The sequence below is a fragment of the Pseudomonas sp. Pseusp49 genome (genome assembly GCF_059491875.1).
Genome location: NZ_CP168514.1, coordinates 3,917,237 through 3,942,354, shown reverse-complemented (window position 1 = coordinate 3,942,354; position 25,118 = coordinate 3,917,237). Strand labels below are relative to the sequence as shown.

Below are 25,118 nucleotides of genomic sequence, written 5' to 3'. Positions count from 1 at the left end.
GTTACTGGCCAACCTTGAAGGCATAGGCACCTTCGCTTTTGTGGGTGTCGACCGATACCGCGTGCCATTCGACCTTGTAGGCGCCGGGGGCCAACGGCGCGGCGGGGGTGACGATCAGGGTCTTCTTGTCGTTGCCTTCGGTGGTCAAGGCTTTTACCGCCACCGGTGCGCCATCCCGGGTCAGGGTGACTTTGGTGAAACTGGCCTCGACACCCTCGGAGAACTCCAGGCGCAATTGCGTCGGCGCGGTCACCGTGCTGTCGGCGGCCGGTGTCTGGCTTTTCAGGTGGGCGTGGGCCAACACCGAAGACGCGGCGAGCAGTGAGCCGAGCAGGGCCGTGATGGTCAGGGTTTTCTTGAGCAGCATCGTGAGTACCTCAGGCAGTTTCCAAGTGCGCAGAGTTTAGCTTTCCGACAGCGGCTGTACGAAGATTCGTTTTCCCCTGTCGCCGCAGTCCAGAGCGGATGCTAGTCTTGCTCAACGCTGTTGTCGGGGACCCGCATGGGCAATCACAAGATCGAGATTCGTCGCAGTAACGTCGAAAAAATCCTGCTGGGGGCGGAAAAGGTCTTCGCTGAAAAGGGCTTCGGCAGCACGGCCATGGCCGACATCGCCGCTGAAGTGCAACTGCCGCGTTCCAACCTGCATTACTACTTCAGCACCAAGACCGAACTGTACAGCGCGGTGCTGTTCGATTTGCTGGAAGTCTGGAAGCAGGACGCGCTGTGCTTCGAGATGTTCGATGACCCGCGCGTGGTGCTCAGCAGCTACATCCGCGCCAAGATGAACCATTCCCGCAGCCGGCCTCATGGTTCGAAAGTCTGGGCCAACGAAATCATCCACGGCGCGCCGACCCTCGGCGCAGCGCTGGATGCAAGCCTGTACGACTGGGCCAAGATGAAGGAAGCGAAAATCCGCCAGTGGGTGGACGACAAACGTATCCTGCCGGTGGAGCCGTCGAGCCTGCTGTACATGATCTGGGCCTCGACCCAGCACTATGCCGACTTCGATCACCAGGTGACTATTCTCAACGACCACCAGCCGCTGTCGGACATGCAATTTGAAAAAGCAGTTCAGACGGTGACCAGTGTGATTTTGCGCGGGATCGGGTTGGAGCCTTGAGGTTTGTGGTGACTGTGCCGGCCTCTTCGCGAGCAAGCCCGCTCCCACATTGGAATGCATTTCAAATGTGGGAGCGGGCTTGCTCGCGAAGGCGACGGTTCAGTCGCAGCTAATGCTAAGGGCTGACGTGATACGGATTCCTCGGATCATGATTCCAGTCCAGGAACGGCTTGCCAGTCTCCACCGGCACCATCTCGATACAGTCCTGCACCGGGCAGGTGATCTGGCACAGGTTGCAGCCCACGCACTCCTCATCGATCACCTGGTACTTGTGCGTGCCGTCCGCTTGCTTGAGGCTGGCCACGGCCTGGTGCGAGGTGTCCTCACAGGCAATGTGGCAACGACCACAGCCGATGCACGCCTCCTGGTCGATTTTCGCGATCACTTGGTAGTTGATGTCCAGGTACTTCCAGTCCGTGGTGTTGCCCACCGCGCGCCCGGAAAATTCCGCGATGCTGGCGTAGCCCTGACTGTCCATCCAGCGTGACAAGCCGTCCTTCATGTCTTCGACAATCCGGAAGCCATGCAGCATCGCCGCCGTGCACACCTGCACGGCGCCGCTGCCCAACGCGATGAATTCCGCGGCGTCGCGCCAGTTGCCGATGCCGCCGATGCCGCTGATCGGCAGGCCTTGGGTCTGCGGGTCACGGGCGATTTCGGCGACCATGTTCAAGGCAATCGGCTTGACGGCCGAGCCACAGTAACCGCCGTGGGTGCTCTGGCTGCCGACCATGGGGTTGGCCACCATGCGCTCGAGGTTGACGCTGGTGATCGAGTTGATGGTGTTGATCAGCGACACCGCATCGGCGCCGCCACGGTGGGCGGCGCGGGCGGCGACGCGGATGTCGGTGATGTTCGGCGTGAGCTTGACGATCACCGGCAGCGAGCAATAGGTCTTGCACCAGCGGGTGACCTGTTCCACGTATTCCGGCACCTGGCCGACCGCGGCGCCCATGCCGCGTTCCGGCATGCCGTGGGGGCAACCGAAGTTCAGTTCGATGCCGTCGGCGCCAGTGGCTTCGACCAGTGGCAGGATGTGTTTCCAGGACTCTTCGACGCAGGGCACCATCAAGGACACGATCAGCGCACGATCCGGCCAGTCCTTTTTGACCTGGGTGATTTCCCGCAGGTTGATCTCCAGCGAGCGGTCGGTGATCAACTCGATGTTGTTAAAGCCCAGCACCTCCCTGTTCGCCCCGAAGTGCGCCGAGTAGCGCGACGACACGTTGACCGCCGCCGGATCTTCCCCCAGGGTTTTCCAGACCACGCCGCCCCAGCCGGCCTCGAAGGCGCGGACCACGTTATAGGCTTTGTCGGTGGGTGGCGCGGAGGCCAGCCAGAACGGATTGGGTGCCTTGATGCCGGCGAAGACAATCGACAGATCGGCCATTTACGCAGCCTCCACGTTGAGCATCAGTTGAGTGTTGATCGCCTCGGCGGCGCGCTTGCCGTGTTGCACCGCTTGCACGGTGAGATCTTGATCGAGGCTGGTGCAGTCGCCGCCGGCATACACGCCGGGGATGCTGGTGCGCAGCTGTTCATCGACTTCGATGCGCTCGCCCTGACGCTTGAGCTCACGCGCCAGTGGATCGGCGAGGGAGTTGCCATCGAAGGCCTGGCCAATGGCTTTGAAGATCGCGTCGGCGGCCAGCTCGAAGGTTTCACCGGTGGTTTGCAGGCGACCTTCGACCAGGTGGGTGCGGGCGAAACGCATGCCGCGCACCCGGCCGTGGTCATCGAGCAGCACTTCTTCAGGTTGCGCCCAGGTCATCAGCCGCACCTGATTGGCCTTGGCAATCTCCTGTTCGTGATGGGTGGCGCCCATGTCTTCGGCGCCGCGCCGGTACACCAGGTTCACGTCACGGGCGCCGAGACGGGCCATTTGCACGGCCATGTCGATGGCGGTGTTGCCTGCGCCGAGGACAATGCAATGCTCGGCCAGGGGCAATTGGCTCAGGTCATCGGCCTGGCGCAGTTCGCGGATGTAGTCGGTAGCGGCGAGCAGGCCGGGCGCGTCTTCGTGGGCCAGGCCCAGTTGTTTGCTGGCGTTGAGCCCGAGGCCGAGGAACACCGCATCGAACTGTTGATGCAGTTCGCTGAGGGTCAGGTTGTCCCCGAGTTTCTGCCCGTGGCGGATTTCGATTCCGCCGATTTCCAGCAGGAACTCAAGCTCCCGTTGCGCGTAGTCATCCACCAGTTTGTATTTGGCGATCCCGTACTCGTTGAGTCCGCCAGCCTTTTCCCGCGCCTCGAAAATCACCACGTCATGCCCGTGCATGGCGCTGCGGTGGGCGCAGGACAACCCGGCCGGACCGGCGCCCACCACGGCGATGCGTTTGCCGGTGGCGGCCGCACGCTGGAATGGGTGAGTACTGAAATGGGCGTTGTCCACTGCGTAGCGCTGCAACAGGCCGATCATGACCGGTGCGCATTCGTGGGCGTTGTTGCGCACGCAGGCTTGCTGGCAAAGGATTTCCGTCGGGCACACCCGGGCGCAACTGCCGCCGAGGATGTTGGCCGAGAGGATCTTCTGCGCGGCGCCTTGCACGTTGTCCTGCTGGATATTGCGGATGAATGAGGGAATGTCGATTTCGCTCGGGCAGGCATTCACGCAGGGCGCGTCGTAGCAATACAGGCAGCGCGAAGCTTCGAGCTGAGCCTGGCGCTCATTGAGTGGCGGTGCCAGATCGGTGAAATGGCCGGCGAGGGCGGCCGCATTCTCGACGGGATGCGGTAGGTGGTCCAGGGTCTTGATCACGGTGTTGGCCTCACGGTTATTTGAGGTGCTGCCTCTGAATGGGCAGTGATTCAACTCGATCTCCTGTAGGAGCTGCCGAAGGCTGCGATCTTTTGACTTTGTTTTTTAGATCAAGATCAAAAGATCGCAGCCTTCGGCAGCTCCTACAGGGATCGCATTCCAAATGTGGGAGCGCAGGCCGCTCTCAGCGCTTCACCGCAACCGGCTGATTCAGCTCGGCCCGCTTGCTCAGCAAGTCAAACACTGCCGGGTACGCCGGCCGTTCGATGTAGCGCCCGGCGCCACGCTCGGCCCGCAGGTCGCCGTCGGCCCAGACCACGCGGCCCTGGCTGATGGTGTGGCTGGGCACGCCGCGCACGGTCTTGCCTTCGAAGATGTTGAAGTCCACCTGCTGATGGTGGGTCTTGGCGGAAATGGTCCGCGTGCCTTGCGGGTCCCACAGCACCAGGTCGGCATCGGCCCCCACGCGAATCGCGCCTTTGCGTGGGTAGAGGTTGAAGATCTTCGCGGTGTTGGTGGACGTCAGCGCGACGAATTGCTGCATCGAAAAGCGTCCGCTGTTCACCCCTTCATCCCACAACACTGCCATGCGGTCTTCGATGCCAGCGGTGCCGTTGGGGATCTTGCTGAAGTCGTCGCGGCCGGCGGCTTTTTGCTCGGCGCAGAAGCAGCAGTGGTCGGTGGCGGTGGTGTGCAGGTTGCCCGATTGCAGGCCATGCCAGAGCGCCTCTTGATGGCCGCGAGGACGGAACGGCGGACTCATCACGTAACCGGCGGCGGTCTGCCAGTCCGGATCACGGTAGACGCTGTCGTCCAACAGCAGGTGCCCGGCCAGCACTTCGCCGTACACTGGCTGGCCCTTGCCCCGGGCGTAGGTGATTTCGTCGAGGGCCTCCTTGGTCGAGACGTGTACCAGATACAGCGGCGTACCCAGGGTTTCGGCGATGCGGATCGCCCGGCTCGCGGCCTCGCCTTCTACCTGAGACGGCCGCGACAGCGGATGCGCTTCCGGCCCGGTGATGCCCTGGGCCATCAGCTTGCGTTGCAGGTGATAGACCAGTTCGCCGTTTTCCGCATGCACGGTCGGCACCGCACCCAGTTCCAGGCAGCGTTCGAAGCTCGCCACCAGGGTGTCATCGGCGGCCATGATCGCGTTCTTGTAGGCCATGAAGTGCTTGAAACTGTTGACGCCATGCTGGCTGACCAGTTCTGCCATTTCCTCGCGGACCTGGTCGCTCCACCAGGTGATGGCGACGTGAAAGCCGTAGTCCGACGCCGACTTCTCGGCCCAGCCGCGCCACTGGTGGAAGGCTTCGAGCAAGGATTGCTGCGGGTTGGGAATCACGAAGTCGATGATCGAGGTGGTGCCGCCGGCCAGTCCCGCCGCCGTGCCGCTGTAGAAGTCTTCGCTGGCCACGGTGCCCATGAAGGGCAGTTGCATGTGGGTGTGCGGGTCGATGCCGCCGGGCATCAGGTACTGGCCGCTGCCGTCGAGCACTTCGGCGCCTGCGGGGATTTCGAGGTTTTCGCCGATGGCCTTGATCACGCCGTCTGCGCAATACACATCGGCGCGATAACTTTCATCATGGGTAACAACGGTGGCGCCACGGATCAACAGAGACATTCCGAGTTCCTCGCAGGCAATGACCGGCTTGTGCCGGTTCTAGATGTTTTATATGACGCCAGCGTCAACAGGTGTATTCCTGTCAGTGCTGTCAGGATTAAACGCTAGCTGCAGTTATTCGAATCGGCAAGAATATTTTTTATAAGCTTATGCAGTTATTAACTAATTGATATTTAACGATTAAATACAGTAATCACCAAAATGGTGAGCGACTTCACCATTTTGACGCACTTGACAGGATCGAAAAATAGTCAAGATTTCTTATGTGAAATCAGCCGTTTGAGTATGGTCTATGGTTGATGCGCAGCCATTGAAAAAAGATCAACGCACCAGTTTGAGTCCTGACTGTCCGGACAACTTGCCTGGCATTCGGCCTGAGTGGCCTGACAAATAGTCGAGTCAGCGAATAAAACCGATAAACATCAGTGGGTTGCAATGTGTTTATGGAACTGCCCGATGCGTAATCGGGGGACCCGGCACGTTTATTGATGCCGCCAGCCCCCGATGAGCAAAAAAATAATTCAAAGAACAGTGGAGCGGCCATGCAACAGATCAGATCGCAAGTGACCGAGCGCGACGGCTTGTTTGAGCTGGAAGCCGGCAGCGATGTACTCGACAGTCCCCGTTACAACCACGACATTGCACCGACCAAAGTGCGCGAACGCACCTGGAACAAATGGCACATCACCGCGCTGTGGGTGGGCATGGCGATCTGCGTGCCGACCTACACCCTCGGTGGCGTGCTGACCGCGTACTTCGGCCTGACCGTCGGTGAAGCGCTGCTGGCGATTCTGTTTGCCAACATCATCGTGCTGATTCCCCTGACCCTGAACGCCTTTCCCGGCACCAAGTACGGCATTCCCTTTCCGGTGTTGCTGCGCTCGTCCTTCGGCGTGCTCGGTTCCAACATTCCGTGCCTGATCCGCGCGCTGGTGGCGTGCGGCTGGTTCGGCATCCAGACCATGTTCGGCGGGTTGGCGATTCACCTGTTCCTCGGCTCGGTGTTCGAGGGCTGGAAGTCCCTGGGTGGCACCGGCGAGGTCATCGGCTTCATGGTGTTCTGGGCGCTGAACCTGTGGGTGGTGATACGCGGCGCCGAGTCGATCAAATGGCTGGAAACCCTGTCTGCACCGCTGCTGGTACTGGTGGGCGCAGGGCTGCTGGTCTGGGCCATGCCGAACGTGTCGATGACCGAGTTGCTGGCGATTCCGGCCAAGCGTCCCGAAGGCGCCGGGGTGGCCAGTTACTTCGCCGCCGGGCTGACCGCGATGGTCGGCTTCTGGGCCACGCTGTCACTGAACATTCCGGACTTCAGCCGCTATGCTAAAAGCCAGAAGGATCAGATTGTCGGGCAGATCATCGGCCTGCCGCTGACCATGTTCCTGTTTGCTTCCCTGGGTGTGGTGATGACCGCGGCCTCGGTGAAGCTGGTGGGCGTGACGGTTTCCGATCCGGTGACCCTGATCGGCCATATCCAGAGCCCGGTGTGGGTGGCGCTGGCCATGGCGCTGATCATCATCGCCACGCTGTCGACCAATACCGCGGCCAATATCGTGTCGCCGACCAATGACTTCCAGAACATCGCCCCCAAGGTGATCAACCGCACCAACGCCGTGCTGCTGACCGGCTTCGTCGGCTTGGCGTTGATGGCTCATGAGCTGCTGAAAAAGCTCGGTCTGATTGTCTCGGATCTCAGCCTGGAAACCGTTTATTCCAACTGGTTGCTCGGCTATTCCAGCCTGCTCGGGCCGATCGCCGGGATCATGGTGGTGGACTATTTCCTGATCAAGAAACAGCAACTGGACCTTGCCGGCCTGTACCGCGATGACGTGTATCCGGCGTGGAACTGGAGTGGTTTCATGGCCTTCGGCGTGCCGGTGGCGTTGACGCTGCTGTCGCTTGGCAGCGATGCCTTCAGCTGGTTCTACAGCTACGGCTGGTTCACCGGTTCGATCCTGGGCGGGGTGATTTATTACGGGTTGAGTGTGATGCGGCCCAGCCCATCTGTTGCGAAATCTGCGGTGTAGCGGCTGGCCTCTTCGCGAGCAAGCCCGCTCCCACATTTGGAATGCATTCCCCCTGTGGGAGCGGGCTTGCTCGCGAAGGCGGCCGCACAATCACCAAAGCACTGCCTGAAGAAACACACAAGAACAGCCAGAGGAGATCATCATGAACGCGGCCGTCGACGTTCTGCAGTCCAGCCATCAACACATCAACCGCGACCGCCTGTGGCAGTCGCTCATGGACCTGGCCAAACTCGGCGCCACGGTCAAGGGTGGGGTGTGTCGCCTGGCCCTGACCGATCTCGATCGCCAGGCCCGGGACATCTTCGTCAAATGGTGTGTCGATGCCGGCTGCACCGTCAGCATCGACGCGGTCGGCAACATCTTCGCCCGTCGCCCCGGGCGCAATCCCGACCTGCCACCGGTGATGACCGGCAGCCATATCGACACTCAGCCCACCGGTGGCAAGTTCGATGGCTGCTTCGGTGTATTGGCGGGCGTCGAGGTGCTGCGCACCCTCAATGACCTGAACATCGAAACCGAAGCACCGCTGGAGGTGGTGGTCTGGACCAACGAGGAAGGCTCGCGCTTTGCCCCGTGCATGATGGGCTCCGGCGTGTTCGCGGAAAAATTCACCCTCGAAGAAACCCTGGCCAAGGTCGATGCCGATGGCGTGACCGTGGGTGAGGCGTTGAATGCCATTGGCTATGCCGGCCCGCGTAAAGTCAGTGGCCACAAGGTCGGCGCCTATTTCGAAGCCCACATCGAGCAAGGCCCGATCCTGGAGGACGAACGCAAGACCATCGGCGTGGTCATGGGCGCTCTCGGGCAGAAATGGTTCGACCTGAAACTGCGTGGCGTCGAAGCCCACGCCGGCCCGACCCCGATGCACCTGCGCAAGGACGCCCTGGTCGGTGCCGCGGTGATCGTCGGTGCGCTCAACCGCGCCGCCCTCAGCCATCAACCCCATGCCTGTGGCACCGTCGGTTGTCTGCAAGCCTATCCCGGCTCGCGCAACGTCATTCCCGGCGAAGTGCGCATGACCCTGGACTTCCGTCACCTGGAGCCGGCGCGGCTGGACTCGATGATCGCCGAAGTGCGCGAAGTCATCGAAACCACCTGCGACGAACATGGCCTGACCTTCGAACTCACCCCGACCGCGGACTTCCCGCCGCTGTACTTCGACAAGGGCTGCGTCGAGGCTGTGCGCGGTGCCGCCCAAGGTTTGGGCCTGTCGCACATGGACATCGTCAGCGGAGCAGGGCACGACGCGATCTTCCTCGCCGAGCTCGGCCCGGCCGGGATGATCTTTGTGCCGTGCGAAGGCGGTATCAGCCACAACGAAATCGAAAACGCCGCGCCGGATGACCTGGCGGCCGGGTGCGCGGTGTTGTTGCGGGCGATGCTGGCGGCTTCTGAGGCCATCGCGAAGGGGAAACTGGCGGCTTGAAGATCAAAAGATCGCAGCCTGCGGCAGCTCCTACAGGGGAATGCGTTCTCATGTAGGAGCTGCCGCAGGCTGCGATCTTTGCTTTTACATGTCACAAAGCAAAATGCTCAATCGTCATCCTGTTGAATCCCTCAATCAATGGAGCAATACGATGTCGTCCAACACCCAACCGGTCAATCTGCTGCAATCGATCCCGCAGGTTTTCGAAAGCCTGACCCAGGTTCATGTCGCCCTCGACAATCATGATCTCGATCCCACCCTCAAGCATTTGATCCACCTGCGCGCCTCGCAGATCAACCAATGCGGTTTCTGCGTGAAGATGCACACCCGCGAGGCTCGTGAGGCCAACGAGACCAACGAGCGCCTGGATCGCCTGATCGTCTGGCGTCATGTCAGTGATTTCAATCCTTCGGAGCGTGCCGCGCTGGCGTGGACCGAAGCCTTGACGGTACTGGATGAAAAAACCGATTACGCCAGTTTGCGCGGTGCGCTCAGAGCGCATTTCAGCGACGAACAGATCGGCGCCTTGACGGCCGAGATCGGCATGATCAACCTGTGGAACCGCTTGCAGGTGTCGAGGCACTGATTGATGAACTGCGCTGAAAACGCCGCCACTGTGTTCGAGCAGCGCCGGCCCTTTTTGCTCGGTCTGGCCTACCGCATCCTCGGCTCGCGCGCCGAAGCCGAGGATGCGGTGCAGGAACTGTTCATCAAATGGCTGGAGGCCGATCGGGCCTCCATCGCCACGCCGGCCGCCTGGCTGACCACGGCCTGCACCCGGCACTGCATCGATGTGCTGCGCTCGGCCCACGCCTCCCGGGTCGACTACATCGGCACCTGGTTGCCGGAGCCGATTCACACCACCCATCAGGACTCACCCGAGCACCGGCTCGAACTGGCCTCGTCCTTGTCCACCGCCTTCATGTTGCTGCTCGAGCGCCTGTCACCCAAGGAGCGCGCCGCGTACCTGCTGCACGAAATCTTCGACATGGATTACCCGCTGGTCGCCGATGCGGTCGGCGTACAGGAGGCCGCTTGCCGCAAACTGGTGTCCCGGGCCAAGGCGAGTCTTGGCAACGGACACGCCCGTTACCAGCCGCCACCCATGCGTCAAAGCCAATTGCTCAGCGCGTTTCACAGCGCTATCGCCAGCGGCTCGACCGTTTCCCTGAGCGCCATGCTGACCGAGGACGTTGAACTTTGCGCCGACAGCGGCGGCAAGGCCCCGGCCATCCGCGAAACCCTGGCGGGTATCGCTCGCGTACTGGATTTCATCGGTCAGTCGCTGCACACCTATTGGCAGGCGTGCCAATGGCTGCCCATCGAGATCAATGGTGCCCAAGGCGTGATCATCAAGGCCGACGGCGTCATCACCGCGTCGATGACCTTTGGCTTTGATGAAGCGGGGCGGGTGAGCCGGATCTTCATCATGCGAAACCCGGAGAAGTTGGCGCGGCTGGAGGCGTCGTTGGACGTGCACTAGTCAAGCGACCACGAGTTCAGGAAAGTATCGAGATCCGTGTGGGAGCGGGCTTGCCCGCGAAGAGGCCGGCACATTCAAAAGAGACGTTGGCTGACCCACCGCTTTCGCGGGCAAGCCCGCTCCCACAGGTTCTTCGCACGATCAGACTCTCCTGCGGTCGTAGTCTTCACAGGGGAAGAATACTAGTGGAGACGTTATGAGCCAGGACGTCCTGAGCACTGAAACCAATCGCCGCCAGTTGCAGCAGATCATCGCCGGTCTGTCCGACGGGGTGATTCTGCTCGATCCCGACCAGAGCATCCTGTGGGCCAACGAGGCAGCGCTGGCCATGCACGGTGTTGCGCAAGTCAGCGACCTGGGCGCCAACGCCGGGGCGTATGCCAAACGCTTCGCCTTGCGCTATCGCAACAATCACGGGGTGGCAATCGACAGCTACCCGATCAACCGGGTCGCGCGGGGCGAGACGTTCAGCGATGTGTTGGTGCAAGTGACGCCGGCGGCGGACGAAACGCGTACCTGGGTCCATCGCGTGCGCAGCCTGGTATTGGCTGACAGTCGTGGCGACCCGGAATCGCTGGTACTGATCATGGACGATGTCACCGAGTGGGCCAGCGCCGAGCAACGCTTCGAGAAAACCTTCGCCGCCAACCCGGCGCCGGCAGTGATCTGCCGCCTCAGTGACTTGCGCTACATCAAGGTCAATCCCGGTTTCCTCGAAATGACCGGCTATGCCCGTGACCAGGTGATCGGCACTTCGACCTATGAACTGGACGTGCTGGACCAGGCCGAGCACAAGGAACTGGCCAGGCAGCGCCTGTGCGAAGGGGCGACCATTCCCCAGATGCAGGCCGAGTTGCGCCTGGCCGACGGTGGCAGCAAGCAAGTGATCGTGGCCGGCCAACCGCTGGAGCTCAACGACGAAGCCTGCATGCTGTTTTCCTTTGTCGACATGGAGCCCCGGCATAAGGCTGAAATCGCCCTGCGCCAGAGCGAAGAACGTTTCGCCAAGGCCTTTCGCCTGTCGCCGGTGCCGATACTGGTGTGCGGCGCGGCGGATCAGATGGTGCTGGATGTCAACGAAGCGTTCCTGGATACCCTGGGTTATCCCGTTGAAGAGGTGCGTGGGATCGGCATAACGCAGATCGACTTCTTCGAAGACCGGCACGCACGCGTCCAGCTGTTCGCCGCGCTGGAGAAAACCGGCAGCCTGGACCGCATCGATGTGCGTGTGCGTAGAAAAGACGCCGGGCTGATCGATTGCACGGTGTCGGCGGACACCGTGAACATTCAGGACACACCCTGTTATCTGCTGGTGTTGATGGACATCACCGAGCGCAAGCGCACCGAGCTGGAGCTGGTGGCGGCCATCGAGGAGGTGATGAAGGATGCCTCCTGGTTCAGCCGCACGCTGATCGAAAAACTGGCCAACGTAAAAAGCGTGAATTCGCCGAAGCTGCCCAGCGCGTCCTTCACCGAGCTGACCGCTCGTGAGCGCGATGTGCTGGGCCTGATCTGCGAAGGCCTGGCCGACAAGGAAATCGCCGCGCGCCTGAAACTGGCGCCGAACACGGTGCGCAACCATGTGGCTGCGGTGTATTCCAAGCTCGGCATACACAGCCGCAGCGAGGCGATTGTCTGGGCGAGGGAGCGGGGACTGTTCTCCAGCGAGTGGCGGCCCAAGGGGCAGCGCTAAGGTGCAATTGCACTAAGGCGCAGGGTGCAAATTCATGTGTCGACCCGCTGCGGTGGCTCTTAGGCTGGTGATGCAGCAGGCGACTTGAAGTCACCTGCGCGCCCCTTGCGTAAACCGCCAACAGGAAAAGCCCCATGAATCCGATACACCCTGCATCAATCCGCCAGGGCCCGTCGCAATGATTACGCTGGCGCAGTTGAGGCTGCTGATCGAAGGCAGTTTTTCACCCTTGGCCTGTGAATGCAGTATCACCGGCGAACACTGGCTGACCGTGAAGCTCTATCACCCGGTGTCGGGCCAGGTGGACCTGGTGGTCAGTGGCCTGAACATGAGCACGCTGCAAACAGCAGAGTCGGTCGCCGCGCTGATCGAAGAATTGCGTTATGAACTGCAGTGCAATTCCCTGCAACGCCCTGACCCGGTGATGTAAGAACTGCCAGCTTTTACTGGCATTGGCCACTGGCTGGGCTATAAGTGATTCGCAGATATTTATTTTTGTGACAGGTGTATGGATTTTGCGCGCCGGTTTTGTTGTCACAAAAATGTGTCTATCACTTATCGCGGGTCAACCTATGAAAACTCTTGGGAAACGCGTTATCTCATCCTTGTCGCTGGCATTGTGCGTAGCGATTCTCGGCGGCTGCTCCAGCCCGCCACCCCCTCCAGCGGTCACGCCACCCCCTCCTGTACGCACCTGCCAGGCCATGGATAAAACCGATGTACTGGGCGATGTGCGGGCTGAAAACGGCGAGGTGACCCGAACCACCACCACGACTCGCTGCGTTACGCAATAAACCCGGGCGCTGCCTTCGTTGAAGCTCCCGTGTCGAGTGCACCGTACTGATCGCCGACCTTGCCGGTACGGCGGTATTCGCCATTGAAGGCGCGATCAGCGCGATGCGCAGTCTCTACTTGCCTGGAGTGATCTGGGGCTTGCAGACCGTCGTCAGCTAAAAGTCTTCAATAACTTGTAAGCCATCAGCGGTTTTTATCGCAATTTGTTCTACTTGATCTGTCATTTATGACAGTTCCCAGTGTGTCGATTTTTCCTGATAGTTGAAGGACTGTTTCTAGGTCCTTCGCTGAATAGGAAACGTCGTCATGACCGCCAAACTGAAAGCCGCAACCGTTATACCAAGCTCGTGGGATCAAGCCACGTTGTTGATCAACGGCAACAAAGTGGAAAGGGGAGCGAAAGTCGTTTTGCGACGTGGGCAGGATAACATTGTGACGGTGGAGGCCTCTCCCGCGATCGCCAAAAAGCTCAACCTTGGGTTGGTGAATGTTGACCATTTGAACATCGTTGCATTTCCGAAAGTTGGCGACTGGGTGGATCCCGACTCAGGCAAGTTCAAATGGACGATTACGCCGGACGTGCTCAAGAGCGGCCGTGTCACCCTGGTGTTTATCAGTCGAGAAGTGGATGTGCCGTGGGTACATCAAAGTGTGGTGGTTTCAAGCAATCTCGCCGCAGAAGCCACGGTTTATTTCGACGGTATTGAAATGCCGGAAAGCGGTGTGAATCTTTTCGGTGGCGAAACAAAAAAAATCACGTTGGTTGACAAGAACGGGAATCTTCTGGACGGTATTCCCCTGGCTCTCGATTGGGTTCCTGGCCAAGGGCTTGAATATAAGGATCTTGTTAGTGAACCACCTCTTCGAGAGTTTTCCACGGGGCACGAGTGGGCTATCACCGGTGCTGAGAAGGAGGGAACATTCAGGCTGAAAATTTTCAATGAAGGCGAACAGACGGCACTGCAGACGCCGACTAATCGATTGGTGTCTGCTTACAGGCTAAGGTACCTGGCGTGGGTGGGGGAAGACTATGCAGAGCTACCTCAACCACCGGTTGAGGTGGGCGTAGTCATAGGTGCCTACGTCATGCTTGTTCGGGTAAGAAGGCCTGATAATTCTCCGGTAGTGGGTGCACCTGTGACATTCAATGTCCAGGGCTTCGCCTCTCAAACGGGTACTACCAATCCTAATGGGATCGCGTCACGGTCATTTGCTTTGTTCACGGCGGGCAAACGAGATTGTTCTGCGGTAATGACAAGCGATGGCCGGGAGTATGTGACGAGGTTACTTTTGGATGTTCTACCGCCGAGTTAAAAACGGATCAAACATTAATCGTCTCGCCATTTTTATCATTGGAATGAAGAAAGGCAGTCAATCGACTGCCTTTCTTCATTCCGTACATGACGTTGAAACGCAAATCTAGAGCTTTTATCGAATTTTGCTCCAGATAATCTATCACTTATGACGGTTTTCAACTTGTCGATTTGTCCTGATAGTTAACGGACTGTTTTTATGTCTATTACTGAGAAGGAACGTCTCGTCATGATGACCGAACTAAAAGTTGCAGCCGCTGCATCAAGCCCCTGGAAACAAGCCACGTTGTCGATCAACGGCAAGAAAGTGCAATGGGGAGCGAAACTCGTCTTGCTCCTTGGGCAGGAGAATGTTGTGACACTGGAAGCCCCACCCGCGATCGCCAGGGCGCTGAACCTGGGTTTGGTGAATGGTGGCGATTTGAATATCGTTGCATCGCCTAAAGTTGGCGATTGGGTGTCTCCCGTCCTTGGCAAGTTCGAATGGAAGATTACGTCGGACGCAAGCAAGAGCGGCCGTGTCACCCTGGTGTTTTTCAGTAGGGAAGTGGAGGTGCCTTGGGTGCATCAAAGTGCGGTGATTTCGAGCGATCTGGCGGAGGAGGTCACGGTTTTGCTCAATGGCAATGCGATGCCGTCCCGCGGGGCAAACTTCATTGCCGGGCAGCCCAACCGACTGACGCTGGATTACAAGAATGGAGATCTGCTGGCGGGTGCACCGTTGGCGATTGACGTGGAGTCTCTATCAGGGGTTGTACCCAGTGACTTCACTTGTGTGCCAGAGCTTCAGGAGCTATCCACGAAGCATGAATGGACGTTAACCGGCAAACAGCTGCAATCCGGAATCTTCAAGTTGAAGTTATATAGCGAAGGTGAAGGGGCGTCACTTTCAACGCCGGCGAATCGGTTGAGTCGAGAGGTTTTCCGATTTCTTGATCTGCTCAATTTCGACCTGCCGTTGCCTCCTGGACAAGTCGTGTTGCCGCGTAACCTTTGGCTTGTTTTCAGGGTGCGGCTCATGAATTCAGATGGCTCTCCTGCAGTGGGAGTGGATGTGACGCTTACAGCCCCTGAACACGAGCCATACCAGACTAAAACTGACGCCAACGGGATAGCCCTTTCGGCCGCTGTGCGCTTCAGTACTCCTGGCGAGCGTGTAATCAAAGCGGTAGCAGCGCTTGCAGCGGGGCCAACACCGCTCGACCTGCTGGTGAGGATTACAGGAGGCGAGAGCTAAGCAATAGAAAGGCAGCCCTATCGGCTCCACGGGCTGCCTTTTCATTCCACATTCAACGAAGCCCGAGTCATTGATGTAGTTTTAATCAAAGTTGATATCAAAGGCTTGCTGTTTATCGCCGAACGATCTTTCGCTCTGTCATTTCTGACAGTAGGCGCCAGCCGACATTTTTCAGATAGTGAAAACACATGGTCTTTCACGCTGTGCCAATGATCGGGAGATGTCGCTATGGCGGGTAATCGTAATTTTGGGGTGATGGCTATTGAACGGCTGTTTATCTGCCATGGTGCTGAACATGACCTGAAGTTAGCAGCAGTCGTGGGCAGTCCCTGGATCAACCAGGGCGCCAGCCTCAACCTGACTCCCGGAGGAACATCCCCCATCAGTAGCGAACCTGAAATCGGTCAATATCAGCCACTTCTGGCGGACGGCGCCGAGTGGAAGCTCATATGCCCGGCTGAAGGTACCGACATCGATTTCAATCTTCAGGTGCAGAGTGAATTTACCGCCGTGCCTTACCCACTTTCTTTCAAACTGGGGGATTACCGGCGAAAAATTCTGAGTGAGCGGGATCCTATCAGTGCGCCGGTGGTGGGCGATGAAGTAACAGCCGAGATTCAGGTCGGTTCGTTTTATACCGATAAGGTCCTGGAAGGTGTGGATGTCGACTGGTACTTCGACGGGACACTCGTGCGTACCGAACAAACAACAGATCTGGGGTGGAGCAAGTTCGACCATGCAGTTACCGAAGTGGGGGAGCATACGATTACGGCCAAGGTCTACAGTCCTTATGACGACACCACGTCGGAGCATACCTTTACGCTCAACGCCTATCTGGAAAGCCCTTGGGAGCAGGCCACACTGCTGATCAACGGTGAACCTGTTGCCTGGAACTCACCGGGCGTCTTTTTGTTTCGTGGACAGCCCATTGATGTGAAAGTCGAAGCGCCATTCCTGAAGGGGAAGGAAGTCGCTCTTGATTTGATTAATCCGGACGATTTGGATATTGAAGCCTCTCCGGATTTTGAAGCGTGGGTGCCGACACCCGATGCCAAGGCAAGCTGGGCACTTGCGGCGAATGGTACAAAAAGTGGTCGTATCAAGCTGAAGTTGCTCAGTAACGATGTTGTCCAGGCTTGGGAAATCCCTTGTGCTGTGTTGTCAGCCAATTTGGCGGAAGAGGCTTATGTCGAGATTGAAAGTGCTCCTGTTCCCAACGAGGGCAATTGGTTTATCCGGGATAAGCCGCAAACCGTTACGCTCAAACTAAAACCAGGCAGTCCACTCGCCGGTCTGCCTGTAACCTTGAGTCGGAAAGTTATAAGCGGTCTTGATCTTGAAAACGTGAGGAGTGCACCGGATTTTGACGGTGAGGAAACAAATTATAGTTGGGCAGTGAAGGGGAATACCAAAAGCGGCAAATTCCAGTTATCGCTGGAAGGTAAGGGTATGACTACGCCGATTACTGTGGCGATCAGCAAGTTGATATCGAACAATCTGGCCGAAGAAGTAACGGTCAAGATCGGAGGGCAAGACGTTCCTTCCGGTGGTAACGTGTTCTTCAGGGGGCAGTCCAAGGACGTTGTGGTGACCCCCAAGCCTGGCAGCCCAATCGCTGGTTATCCGATAGCACTGGCATGCACGGTCACCGAGCCTCTTCAACTGACGGATTTGAGCAGTACACCGCCATTCAATGTTCCTAAGCCAACCTATGAATGGCGTGTCACTGGAGCGAACAACAGCGGCTTCTTTCAATTGCAGATAGTTGCCAAGGACATGACCCCGATTAACGTAACAGTCAGCAAGTTGCTGTCGACCGACCTGAACGATGAAGGAGAGGTCTGGATCGGATGGGAAAACGTTTCTTCTCGCGGCAGCGTGTTCTTCAGGGGGCAGCCTAGAGACGTGGAGTTGAAGCCCAGACCCGGCAGCCCGATCGAGGGTCACCCGATCTCGCTGACACGCAAGGTCAGCAGTCCTCTTGAACACAATGACTTGAGCAGTTCACCGCGATTCGATCCATTTGTACCAACCCTTAAATGGACTGTTACCGGAGCGAACAGAAGCGGCTTCTTTCAATTGGAGCTGACTGCTGAGGGTATGGCTACGCCGATTACCGTAACTGGTAACAAGTTGTTGTCGACCAGACTGGCCGATGAGGTAGACGTCAAGATTGGAGAGAAAGAATTTACTTTCGGTGGTGGCGTGTTCTTCAAGGGGCGGGCCAAGGTCGTTAAGTTGCTCCCTAAAACCGGGAGCCCGATCGAGGGTCACCCAATAGCGCTGACGCGCACTACCGAGATCCCTCTTTCTATGGGCGATTTGAGTAGTATTCCACTATTCAGTCGTTTTTTACCGACCTTAGAGTGGGAGGTCACCGGGGCAAATAAAAGCGGCATCTTTCATTTGCACGTGAGGGGTGAGGGTATGGCCACACGGATTGACATAACTCCCAACAAATTGCTATCCACCAACCTGACCGAGGAAGCTACACCTTTGTTCAATGGGAGAGCTATTCCTGACGGCGAAGTATTTGGTGGGGGAGTGACTAAAGTGTTGACTCTTGACTATAAAGGCAGTGCCTTGCCCGGTGTCCCTTTGCGCTTGAATTGGGTACCGAAAGGCGGCCTTGTAATGAATGATGTGTCTTCCACGCCTCTACGTAATTCTGAAACGACAACTCACAGTTGGGACATCGTTTGTGCTGAAAACAAGACGGGTACATTTGATCTGGAACTGAGTGCCGGTGATAGCAACGAGGCCAAACTTGTAATTCCAGGTAATAGACTATTTCCTAAGGCCGTCAATTTCAGGTTCTTAAATACCAATGGTGAATATCATCCCCTGCCTCCAGAGAAAGTTATCGCGAATAGAGGTTGGACATACGCTGTGGTTGTGCGACTTCTTACGATGGACGGTGAGCCGTTGTCGGGTAAAAGGGTAACGTTTCGAAATCCTTGGCAAGCACCGACTGAAGGTAGAACTAGTGAAGCTGGATATGCTTCGCCGCCGCTTCCGGTGACTTTTAAGGAGCTAGGAGTCTTTGAGCTTGATGCAGAATTCAACATTGAAGGGAGGGTGGAGTCTGTGAAAATGCTGGTGGAAGTTAAAAATATATCGCTCTTGGAGTGAAATATCACAGTCCTGTTAGTCCGCATCCACCACAGTTGCTGCGGTTATTGCCAACGTTTCGCGATGCGCATAGGGGGGAAGCAATATCTTCCCCCCTATGCGTTTTCAGGGATTGATCAGTCAGCTGCCTTATTCCGTTCAAATCCCCCCATCAAGACAAAAACCCACCATCCACATTCAACGAAACCCCAGTCGTATAACTCGAAGCATCACTCGCCAAGTACAGCACCGCCCCCGCCATCTCACTCGGGTCCGCCACGCGCTTGAGCGGAATCTGTTGCAGCGCAGTGTTCAGGATCGCCTCATTCTTCACCAGTGCCGAAGCAAACTTGGTGTCGGTCAGCCCCGGCAGCAGGGCATTGCAACGAATCCCGAACTGCGCGCATTCCTTGGCGAATACTTTGGTCATGTTGATCACCGCCGCCTTGGTCACCGAGTAGATGCCCTGGAAGATCCCCGGTGAAACGCCGTTGATCGAGGCGACGTTGATGATGCTGCCACCACCGTTTTCGCGCATCAGCTTGCCGGCTTCGACCGACATGAAGAAGTAGCCGCGGATGTTCACGTCGACGGTTTTCTGGAAGGCGCCGAGGTCGGTGTCCAGGACGTTGCAGAACTGCGGGTTGGTCGCGGCGTTGTTGACCAGGATGTCGAGGCGGCCGAACTGCTCCTTGATGCCGGCGAAGACCTGGCTGATCTGTTCCATTTCGCCGATGTGGCAGGCGATGGCGGTGGCTTTGCCGCCGGCGGCGATGATCGCGTCGGCGACGTGTTGGCAGCCCTCAAGCTTGCGGCTGGAGACGATCACGTGGGCGCCTTGCTGGGCCAGCAGTTTGGCGATGGCTTCACCGATGCCACGGCTGGCGCCGGAGACGAAAGCGATCTTGCCGTCGAGGTCGAACAACTGAGTCTTGGACATGGGATTCCCTTATGAAAAGTCTTGTTATCGAGTCAAATGCCGTGTGTGGCCAATGCTGTTCAGTCGAGGCCAGTCAGTGCGCGTTATCGTTCACGATCATCGCGAGCAGGCTCGCTCCTACAGGGATCGCGGACGGTCACAGGCTGGATTTCTGGATGACCTGAAGGCTCATCTGCTCCAGCAGCTTGTTCATGTGAATGAACTGCGCGAAGCGTTTGTCCTGGGTCTGGCCGTGGTAGAAGCGGTAGTAGATCTGCTGCACGATGCCGGCCAGGCGGAACAGGCCGTAGGTGTAGTAGAAGTCGAAATTGTCGATCTGGATGCCCGAGCGTTGGGCGTAGTAATCGACGAACTCGCGGCGGGTCAACATGCCCGGCGCGTGGCTTGGCTGGCGGCGCATCATCTGCACCGGTGCCGGATCATCGGCTTCGATCCAGTAGGCGAGGGTGTTGCCCAGGTCCATCAGCGGATCGCCCAGGGTGGTCAGTTCCCAGTCAAGCACGCCGATGATCTGCATCGGGTTGGCCGGGTCGAGGATGACGTTGTCGAAGCGGTAGTCGTTATGGACGATGCTGGAGGTCGGGTGGTCGGCCGGCATCTTGTCGTTGAGCCAGGCTTTCACCGTTTGCCATTGTGGCGCGTCCGGGGTCAGGGCCTTCTCGTAGCGATCGCTCCAGCCTTTGATCTGGCGCGCCACGTAGCCTTCCGGCTTGCCGAGGTCACCCAGGCCGTAGGCGTTGTAGTCGACCTGGTGCAGTTCGACGAACTTGTCGATGAAGCTCTTGCACAGGGCCTCGGTTTTCGCCGAGTCCAGCCCCAGTTCCGGCGGCAGGTCGGAGCGCAGGATGATGCCGTTGACCCGTTCCATCACGTAGAACTCGGCACCGATCACCGATTCGTCGGTGCAGTGCACGTAGGCTTTGGGGCAGTACGGAAATCCGTCGCGCAGTTGATTGAGGATGCGGAATTCACGGCCCATGTCGTGAGCTGACTTGGCCTTGTGGCCGAAGGGCGGGCGACGCAGGACGAACTCTTGTTCGGGGTATTCCAGCAAGTAGGTGAGGTTTGAAGCGCCGCCCGGGAACTGGCTGATCTTCGGCAAACCGCTGAGCCCCGGTATATGGGCCTTGAGGTATGGATCGATCAGGCTGGCATCGAGCTCTTCGCCGGTGCGGATACGGGTGGACTGGTCAGTAAGCGCCATGCTTATCCCTTCTGCTTATTCTGGAGGCCTGAAACTATTGGCTAATCTAATGCGCACACCCCGCAGCCACAACCGCGATCGGCTCTTATAGGTGAGCGTGTTGCCGACCAATCATTGTTTTTGATACAGCTGTTTGAATTGCCGTCAATGAACGACCCGGCTCCTGGCCGGCGGCAATTCGATCGGCGTCAGCACCGGTTGGCTGGAGAAAAACGCCACGAGGTTCTTGCCCACCAGTTCGACGGTGCCCTGGGTGGCCTCCGGGGACAGTCCGGCGACATGGGGCGTGAGGATCACGTTGCTCAGGGTCTTGAGCGTATCCGGCACCTTCGGTTCGGCGTCGAACACATCCAGCGCGGCGCCGGCGATCCGGCGTTGCTCCAGGGCGGTGATCAGGTCGGCGGTGGCAATCACACTGGCTCGGGCGATGTTGACGATGAAACCCTGGGGGCCCAAGGCGTCGAGCACCTGGCGATTGATCAGGTGCTTGGTGCCCAGGCCGCCGGGCGTGGCGACGATCAGGAAGTCCGAGGCGCGCGCCAGCTCGGTCGGGGTGGAGCAGAACGTGTAGGGCACATCGCTGCGACGTTGACGGTTGTGATAGCCGATGCTCATGTCGAAGCCGGCGCCGGCACGTTTGGCGATGGCCATGCCGACCGCGCCGAGGCCGAGGATGCCCAGGCGCTTGCCGGCGAGGGAAGGGCGCATGATCTTCGGCCACTCGCCGCGCCGAACGGCGGCATCACAGCGGGGCACATCGCGTACCAGCGACAGCAGCAGCGCCATGGCATGGTCGGCGACGGACGAGGCGTTGACCCCGGCACCATTGGTGACGGTGATGCCCCGGTCGGCGGCGGCCTGCAGGTCGACGTGTTCATAGCCGGCGCCGATCACGCAGATGATCTTTAGTTTGGGCAGCGCGGCGATTTCATCGGCATACAGCCCCAATGGACCCCGGGTCAGGACGGCGTCGATCTGCCCGGCGTGGCGGGCGATGGCTTCGGCACGCTCGGCGGGCGTCGGGGCCAGTATCAGGTGGAAGCCCTGATGTTCGAGGATAGGCAGGTAATCATTGATGGTTTCAACCAGTACCAGAACGGTTACAGGCATGCTTGGCTCCCTGTGGGCATCGGAAAATCGGCTCGAACGTCGCTTGAGATTGCTGATTTCAGGATAGCTTGGCAACCGCCGGCGATCGCGGTCTGCGCCATTTCATATGGAACTGCGTGTGTGGGAGCTGGCTTGTCGGGTCGCCGCATCGCAGCGATGGTCGTTAACGATAACGCGTGTGAGCTGGATGAACGCGGCGCGCTTGAGTCCATCGCCAGCAGGCTGGCTCCTACAGTTTTAGCGTGGGCGCGGTCCTTTGTGGGAGCTGGCTTGCCAGCGATGGTCGTCAACGATTACGCGTGTGAGCTGGATGAACGCGGCGCAATGGAGTCCATCGCCAGCAAGCTGGCTCCTACAGTTGCAGAGTGGGCATGGCCCCTGTGGGAGCTGGCTTGCCAGCGATGGTCGTCAACGATTACGCGGGCGAACTGGATGATCGCGGCGCACTGGAGTCCATCGCCAGCAGGCTGGCTCCTACGGTTTCCCGGGAATGCTGAAAGACGACGCCGAGAGTGCTGCCCGTGCCGCCTCGAGAATTTCATCCGACAGTGGATCGCCGCGGGTTGCCCGGGACAACATCAGCGCGCCGAACATCAGTGAATACTGCACCAGCGCCTGCTGCCGTTTGTCGGCTTCGTCCTCGGTGTCGAGCAGTGAGCCCAGGGAATCGAGCAGGTTGTTCAGGCCCTGCAGATAGGTTTGACGCAAACCGCTCTCGGCGGCCTCATGGCACATGTCCCCGGCAAAGGCCACTACCGGGCAGCTGTCACCCGGATTGTCCCGGCTTTCGTTGGACAGGTACGTTCCGACCACAGCGCGGCGGGCGGTGTCCTTGCTCTCTTGAGCTGCAACCCGCGCTTGCCAGCGTTGCGCGGCCTGCTCGAAGGCCCGGCCACTGGCCTCTTGCGCCAGGGCTTCGCGGGATTCGAAGTGCCCGTAGAAGCCGCCGTGGGTCAGGCCCGCGGCGGCCATCACATCGACCACACTGATTCCATGCAAACCGCGTTCGCGGAACAGCCGCGTGGCGGCATCGACGATGGTCTCGCGGTTGAGGTCGGCTTGTTTGCGGGAAACGCGGGGCATGGGGCTTTCTCGGATGCTGGTTGAATATCAGAGGGCGTATTGGGCAATTCCGTTGCCGAACGACCAGTTCTCTTTTTTGACTTCCACCAGATTGATGAAAACGTCCTCCAGACGCACGCCCAGCTCTGTGTGAAGGCTTTCGGCGATGGTTTTGTAGAGGCGTTTTTTCTGCTCGACGGTGCGCCCCTCGCTCATGGTGATCTGGATCACTACTAACTGGTCCGTGCGGTCGATACCCAGGTAACCGGGATCAAAGATGAAATGCTGCTCATCGTGTTCGGCGAGTATCTGGAAATTATCGTTCTCCGGCACGCCGATGGTGCTGTGCATGGCGGCGTAGATCAGTTGGCCGATGCGTTTGGCGTGGGTGGGGTCCTGATGTTTTTTGATGTCGACGCGAACCAGTGGCATGGGAAGACTCCAGGAGGAATGCAGGTTGTTTAAAAATACATGATGGTAGACCTTTATCAAGTGGCAAACGCCATCTTGCGATCAAGCGCGGGATCTGAAAACCGCCAAGTCCCTGTGGGAGCGGGCTTGCTCGCGAAGACGGCGGCACATTCAGCATTGATGTGTCTGACACACCGCTTTCGCGAGCAAGCCCGCTCCCACAGGGGGACTCTCGTCAATCTGGTACCACCGTTCCTCACCTAAGTCTTTGCTTCTGTTCACTAATCCTCCAGAATCGCGCCCCTGTTTCGGCCAGGGCGCTGCCTGTCGGGTATTCCGACGCGTTCTGACCGGGTGGCAAGTGACCGGAATGTGGAGATCCCACCGGATGAATGATCAGGCCAATAGCGTCAACAAACGCTATGTAGCAGCAACACCCGCAACGCTTTCGAGCTGGAATCGCCAGGACACCACGTGGATGCTGGGCCTGTTTGGCACGGCGATTGGTGCGGGCACCCTGTTTTTGCCGATCAATGCGGGCCTCGGCGGTTTCTGGCCGCTGCTGATCCTGGCGTTGCTGGCGTTCCCGATGACCTTCTACGCGCACCGCGGGCTGACCCGTTTTGTGTTGTCCGGTCGCGAAGGCGCCGACATCACTGAAGTGGTGGAAGAGCATTTCGGCATCAAGGCCGGCGCGCTGATCACCTTGCTGTACTTCTTCGCCATTTTCCCGATCCTGCTGATCTACAGCGTGGCCCTGACCAACACCGTGGGCAGCTTCCTCGAGCATCAACTGCATATCACGCCGCCACCGCGCGCCGTGCTGTCGCTGGTGCTGATCCTCGGCCTGCTGGCGGTGGTGCGTTGCGGTGAGCAACTGATCGTCAAGGCCATGAGCCTGATGGTCTATCCGTTCATCGTCGCCTTGCTGTTCCTGGCGGTGTACCTGGTTCCGCACTGGAACGGCGGCATCCTGACCACCGCCAGCAGCGTGCCGGCTCCGTCGGCGCTGTTGCACACCCTGTGGCTGGCGATTCCGGTGATGGTGTTCTCGTTCAACCATTCGCCGATCATCTCGGCCTTCGCCGTGGACCAGAAGCGTCGCTACGGCGATCACGCCGAGGAGCGCAGTTCGCAGATCCTGTCCCGGGCGCACCTGTTGATGGTGGTGATGGTGCTGTTCTTCGTCTTCAGTTGCGTGCTGACCCTGTCGCCAGCGCAACTGGCTGAAGCCAAGGCGCAGAACCTGTCGATCCTGTCGTACCTGGCCAACCACTTCAGCAACCCGACCATCGCCTTCGCGGCACCGTTGATTGCCTTCGTGGCCATCTCCAAGTCGTTCCTGGGGCACTACATCGGTGCCAGCGAAGGTCTCAAGGGGCTGATCGTCAAGAGCGGCCAGCGTCCGTCCGCCAAGGCCCTGGACCGTATGACCGCCGCGTTCATGCTGGTGGTGTGCTGGATTGTCGCCACGCTGAACCCGAGCATCCTGGGCATGATCGAAACCCTCGGTGGCCCGGTGATCGCGGCGATCCTGTTCCTGATGCCGATGTACGCCATTCGCAAGGTGCCGGCGATGGCACGCTATCGCGGTCAGGCGTCCAACGTCTTCGTGACGGCGGTGGGCCTGGTGGCGATTACCGCGTTGATTTATTCGTTGAGCGCGTAAGATCAAGAGATCGCAGCCTTCGGCAGCTCCTACGGTAGGCCGCGTTCCCCTGTAGGAGCTGCCGCAGGCTGCGATCTTTTGATTTTCAGCTACAGTGGCCGCTGCACGTGATACGTGCAGCGGCTTTTTTTT

20 protein-coding genes are annotated in these 25,118 nt (G+C 58.8%); 11 read left to right on the top strand and 9 right to left on the bottom strand.

The window, feature by feature from the left end; genetic code table 11:
* Position 1: 1 nt before the first annotated feature.
* Positions 2 to 367 (bottom strand): copper homeostasis periplasmic binding protein CopC, encoded by a 366-nt coding sequence (copC, locus tag ACEN83_RS17550; RefSeq protein WP_116582824.1) that lies wholly within the window; start codon positions 365 to 367, stop codon positions 2 to 4.
* Between the two features lie 135 nt (positions 368 to 502).
* Between copC and ACEN83_RS17545 the strand changes: the two genes are divergently transcribed.
* On the top strand, positions 503 to 1,123 hold the full coding sequence (locus ACEN83_RS17545; RefSeq protein WP_495577879.1) for a TetR/AcrR family transcriptional regulator: 621 nt from the start codon (positions 503 to 505) through the stop codon (positions 1,121 to 1,123).
* 115 nt (positions 1,124 to 1,238) lie between these two features.
* Here ACEN83_RS17545 and preA read toward each other — a convergent pair whose 3' ends face one another.
* The 3 genes from preA to hydA all read right to left on the bottom strand — a co-directional run bounded on the left by preA (position 1,239) and on the right by hydA (position 5,505).
* Positions 1,239 to 2,513 carry an NAD-dependent dihydropyrimidine dehydrogenase subunit PreA gene (preA, locus tag ACEN83_RS17540; RefSeq protein ID WP_116582825.1) on the bottom strand — a complete coding sequence of 425 codons (1,275 nt, stop codon included), beginning with the start codon at positions 2,511 to 2,513 and terminating at the stop codon, positions 1,239 to 1,241.
* Positions 2,514 to 3,881 carry an NAD(P)-dependent oxidoreductase gene (locus ACEN83_RS17535; protein WP_495580887.1) on the bottom strand — a complete coding sequence of 456 codons (1,368 nt, stop codon included), beginning with the start codon at positions 3,879 to 3,881 and terminating at the stop codon, positions 2,514 to 2,516.
* A 184-nt stretch (positions 3,882 to 4,065) separates the two neighbouring features.
* Complete coding sequence (hydA, locus tag ACEN83_RS17530) at positions 4,066 to 5,505, bottom strand: dihydropyrimidinase (protein WP_495577878.1); 1,440 nt, start codon at positions 5,503 to 5,505, stop codon at positions 4,066 to 4,068.
* 542 nt (positions 5,506 to 6,047) lie between these two features.
* Here hydA and ACEN83_RS17525 point away from each other — a divergent pair.
* The 9 genes from ACEN83_RS17525 (at position 6,048) to ACEN83_RS17485 (ending at position 18,611) form a co-directional block, all read left to right on the top strand.
* Positions 6,048 to 7,532, top strand: a complete 1,485-nt coding sequence (locus tag ACEN83_RS17525; RefSeq protein ID WP_007972151.1) for an NCS1 family nucleobase:cation symporter-1 — start codon at positions 6,048 to 6,050, stop codon at positions 7,530 to 7,532.
* Between the two features lie 142 nt (positions 7,533 to 7,674).
* The gene (locus ACEN83_RS17520) at positions 7,675 to 8,958 is read left to right on the top strand and encodes a Zn-dependent hydrolase (protein ID WP_495577877.1); all 1,284 of its coding nucleotides are present in this window, start codon (positions 7,675 to 7,677) and stop codon (positions 8,956 to 8,958) included.
* 151 nt (positions 8,959 to 9,109) lie between these two features.
* Entirely contained in the window at positions 9,110 to 9,544 is a 435-nt protein-coding gene (locus tag ACEN83_RS17515; RefSeq protein ID WP_495577876.1) for a carboxymuconolactone decarboxylase family protein, read from the top strand.
* Between the two features lie 3 nt (positions 9,545 to 9,547).
* Positions 9,548 to 10,441 carry an RNA polymerase sigma factor SigJ gene (sigJ, locus tag ACEN83_RS17510; RefSeq protein WP_495577875.1) on the top strand — a complete coding sequence of 298 codons (894 nt, stop codon included), beginning with the start codon at positions 9,548 to 9,550 and terminating at the stop codon, positions 10,439 to 10,441.
* Between the two features lie 196 nt (positions 10,442 to 10,637).
* On the top strand, positions 10,638 to 12,134 hold the full coding sequence (locus ACEN83_RS17505) for a helix-turn-helix transcriptional regulator (RefSeq protein WP_495577874.1): 1,497 nt from the start codon (positions 10,638 to 10,640) through the stop codon (positions 12,132 to 12,134).
* A gap of 178 nt (positions 12,135 to 12,312) precedes the next feature.
* A complete protein-coding gene (locus ACEN83_RS17500) occupies positions 12,313 to 12,564 on the top strand; it encodes a DUF1652 domain-containing protein (protein ID WP_116582831.1) in 252 nt (83 codons plus the stop codon).
* 671 nt (positions 12,565 to 13,235) lie between these two features.
* Positions 13,236 to 14,243, top strand: coding sequence for an Ig-like domain-containing protein (locus tag ACEN83_RS17495; RefSeq protein WP_495577873.1), 1,008 nt, complete (start codon positions 13,236 to 13,238; stop codon positions 14,241 to 14,243).
* A gap of 228 nt (positions 14,244 to 14,471) precedes the next feature.
* Positions 14,472 to 15,479 (top strand): hypothetical protein, encoded by a 1,008-nt coding sequence (locus tag ACEN83_RS17490; RefSeq protein ID WP_495577872.1) that lies wholly within the window; start codon positions 14,472 to 14,474, stop codon positions 15,477 to 15,479.
* Between the two features lie 228 nt (positions 15,480 to 15,707).
* Positions 15,708 to 18,611, top strand: coding sequence for a hypothetical protein (locus tag ACEN83_RS17485; RefSeq protein WP_495577871.1), 2,904 nt, complete (start codon positions 15,708 to 15,710; stop codon positions 18,609 to 18,611).
* A 151-nt stretch (positions 18,612 to 18,762) separates the two neighbouring features.
* Here the strand turns inward: ACEN83_RS17485 and ACEN83_RS17480 are convergent, their stop codons facing one another.
* The 5 genes from ACEN83_RS17480 to ACEN83_RS17460 form a co-directional block, all read right to left on the bottom strand.
* Positions 18,763 to 19,530: an SDR family oxidoreductase gene (locus ACEN83_RS17480; RefSeq protein ID WP_154860142.1), complete on the bottom strand. Its 768-nt coding sequence runs from the start codon at positions 19,528 to 19,530 to the stop codon at positions 18,763 to 18,765.
* A gap of 136 nt (positions 19,531 to 19,666) precedes the next feature.
* Positions 19,667 to 20,734: a phosphotransferase family protein gene (locus tag ACEN83_RS17475; RefSeq protein ID WP_116579200.1), complete on the bottom strand. Its 1,068-nt coding sequence runs from the start codon at positions 20,732 to 20,734 to the stop codon at positions 19,667 to 19,669.
* 144 nt (positions 20,735 to 20,878) lie between these two features.
* Complete coding sequence (locus ACEN83_RS17470) at positions 20,879 to 21,844, bottom strand: 2-hydroxyacid dehydrogenase (RefSeq protein WP_495577870.1); 966 nt, start codon at positions 21,842 to 21,844, stop codon at positions 20,879 to 20,881.
* A 474-nt stretch (positions 21,845 to 22,318) separates the two neighbouring features.
* A complete protein-coding gene (locus tag ACEN83_RS17465) occupies positions 22,319 to 22,927 on the bottom strand; it encodes a TetR/AcrR family transcriptional regulator (RefSeq protein WP_495577869.1) in 609 nt (202 codons plus the stop codon).
* Positions 22,928 to 22,954: 27 nt separating this feature from the next.
* Complete coding sequence (locus tag ACEN83_RS17460; RefSeq protein WP_015095408.1) at positions 22,955 to 23,338, bottom strand: tautomerase family protein; 384 nt, start codon at positions 23,336 to 23,338, stop codon at positions 22,955 to 22,957.
* A gap of 367 nt (positions 23,339 to 23,705) precedes the next feature.
* On the opposite strand from ACEN83_RS17460, the gene ACEN83_RS17455 reads away from it, so the two are divergent.
* Positions 23,706 to 24,986 (top strand): serine/threonine transporter, encoded by a 1,281-nt coding sequence (locus tag ACEN83_RS17455; RefSeq protein ID WP_015095407.1) that lies wholly within the window; start codon positions 23,706 to 23,708, stop codon positions 24,984 to 24,986.
* Positions 24,987 to 25,118: the final 132 nt, after the last annotated feature.

What these genes read in the sequence shown, in the direction of transcription:
- copC (WP_116582824.1), bottom strand. Translation starts at nt 367, where the DNA reads ATGCTGCTCAAGAAAACCCTGACCATCACGGCCCTGCTCGGCTCACTG.
- ACEN83_RS17545 (WP_495577879.1), top strand. Translation starts at nt 503, where the DNA reads ATGGGCAATCACAAGATCGAGATTCGTCGCAGTAACGTCGAAAAAATC.
- preA (WP_116582825.1), bottom strand. Translation starts at nt 2,513, where the DNA reads ATGGCCGATCTGTCGATTGTCTTCGCCGGCATCAAGGCACCCAATCCG.
- hydA (WP_495577878.1), bottom strand. Translation starts at nt 5,505, where the DNA reads ATGTCTCTGTTGATCCGTGGCGCCACCGTTGTTACCCATGATGAAAGT.
- ACEN83_RS17525 (WP_007972151.1), top strand. Translation starts at nt 6,048, where the DNA reads ATGCAACAGATCAGATCGCAAGTGACCGAGCGCGACGGCTTGTTTGAG.
- ACEN83_RS17520 (WP_495577877.1), top strand. Translation starts at nt 7,675, where the DNA reads ATGAACGCGGCCGTCGACGTTCTGCAGTCCAGCCATCAACACATCAAC.
- ACEN83_RS17515 (WP_495577876.1), top strand. Translation starts at nt 9,110, where the DNA reads ATGTCGTCCAACACCCAACCGGTCAATCTGCTGCAATCGATCCCGCAG.
- sigJ (WP_495577875.1), top strand. Translation starts at nt 9,548, where the DNA reads ATGAACTGCGCTGAAAACGCCGCCACTGTGTTCGAGCAGCGCCGGCCC.
- ACEN83_RS17505 (WP_495577874.1), top strand. Translation starts at nt 10,638, where the DNA reads ATGAGCCAGGACGTCCTGAGCACTGAAACCAATCGCCGCCAGTTGCAG.
- ACEN83_RS17500 (WP_116582831.1), top strand. Translation starts at nt 12,313, where the DNA reads ATGATTACGCTGGCGCAGTTGAGGCTGCTGATCGAAGGCAGTTTTTCA.
- ACEN83_RS17495 (WP_495577873.1), top strand. Translation starts at nt 13,236, where the DNA reads ATGACCGCCAAACTGAAAGCCGCAACCGTTATACCAAGCTCGTGGGAT.
- ACEN83_RS17490 (WP_495577872.1), top strand. Translation starts at nt 14,472, where the DNA reads ATGATGACCGAACTAAAAGTTGCAGCCGCTGCATCAAGCCCCTGGAAA.
- ACEN83_RS17485 (WP_495577871.1), top strand. Translation starts at nt 15,708, where the DNA reads ATGGCGGGTAATCGTAATTTTGGGGTGATGGCTATTGAACGGCTGTTT.
- ACEN83_RS17480 (WP_154860142.1), bottom strand. Translation starts at nt 19,530, where the DNA reads ATGTCCAAGACTCAGTTGTTCGACCTCGACGGCAAGATCGCTTTCGTC.
- ACEN83_RS17475 (WP_116579200.1), bottom strand. Translation starts at nt 20,734, where the DNA reads ATGGCGCTTACTGACCAGTCCACCCGTATCCGCACCGGCGAAGAGCTC.
- ACEN83_RS17470 (WP_495577870.1), bottom strand. Translation starts at nt 21,844, where the DNA reads ATGCCTGTAACCGTTCTGGTACTGGTTGAAACCATCAATGATTACCTG.
- ACEN83_RS17465 (WP_495577869.1), bottom strand. Translation starts at nt 22,927, where the DNA reads ATGCCCCGCGTTTCCCGCAAACAAGCCGACCTCAACCGCGAGACCATC.
- ACEN83_RS17460 (WP_015095408.1), bottom strand. Translation starts at nt 23,338, where the DNA reads ATGCCACTGGTTCGCGTCGACATCAAAAAACATCAGGACCCCACCCAC.
- ACEN83_RS17455 (WP_015095407.1), top strand. Translation starts at nt 23,706, where the DNA reads ATGAATGATCAGGCCAATAGCGTCAACAAACGCTATGTAGCAGCAACA.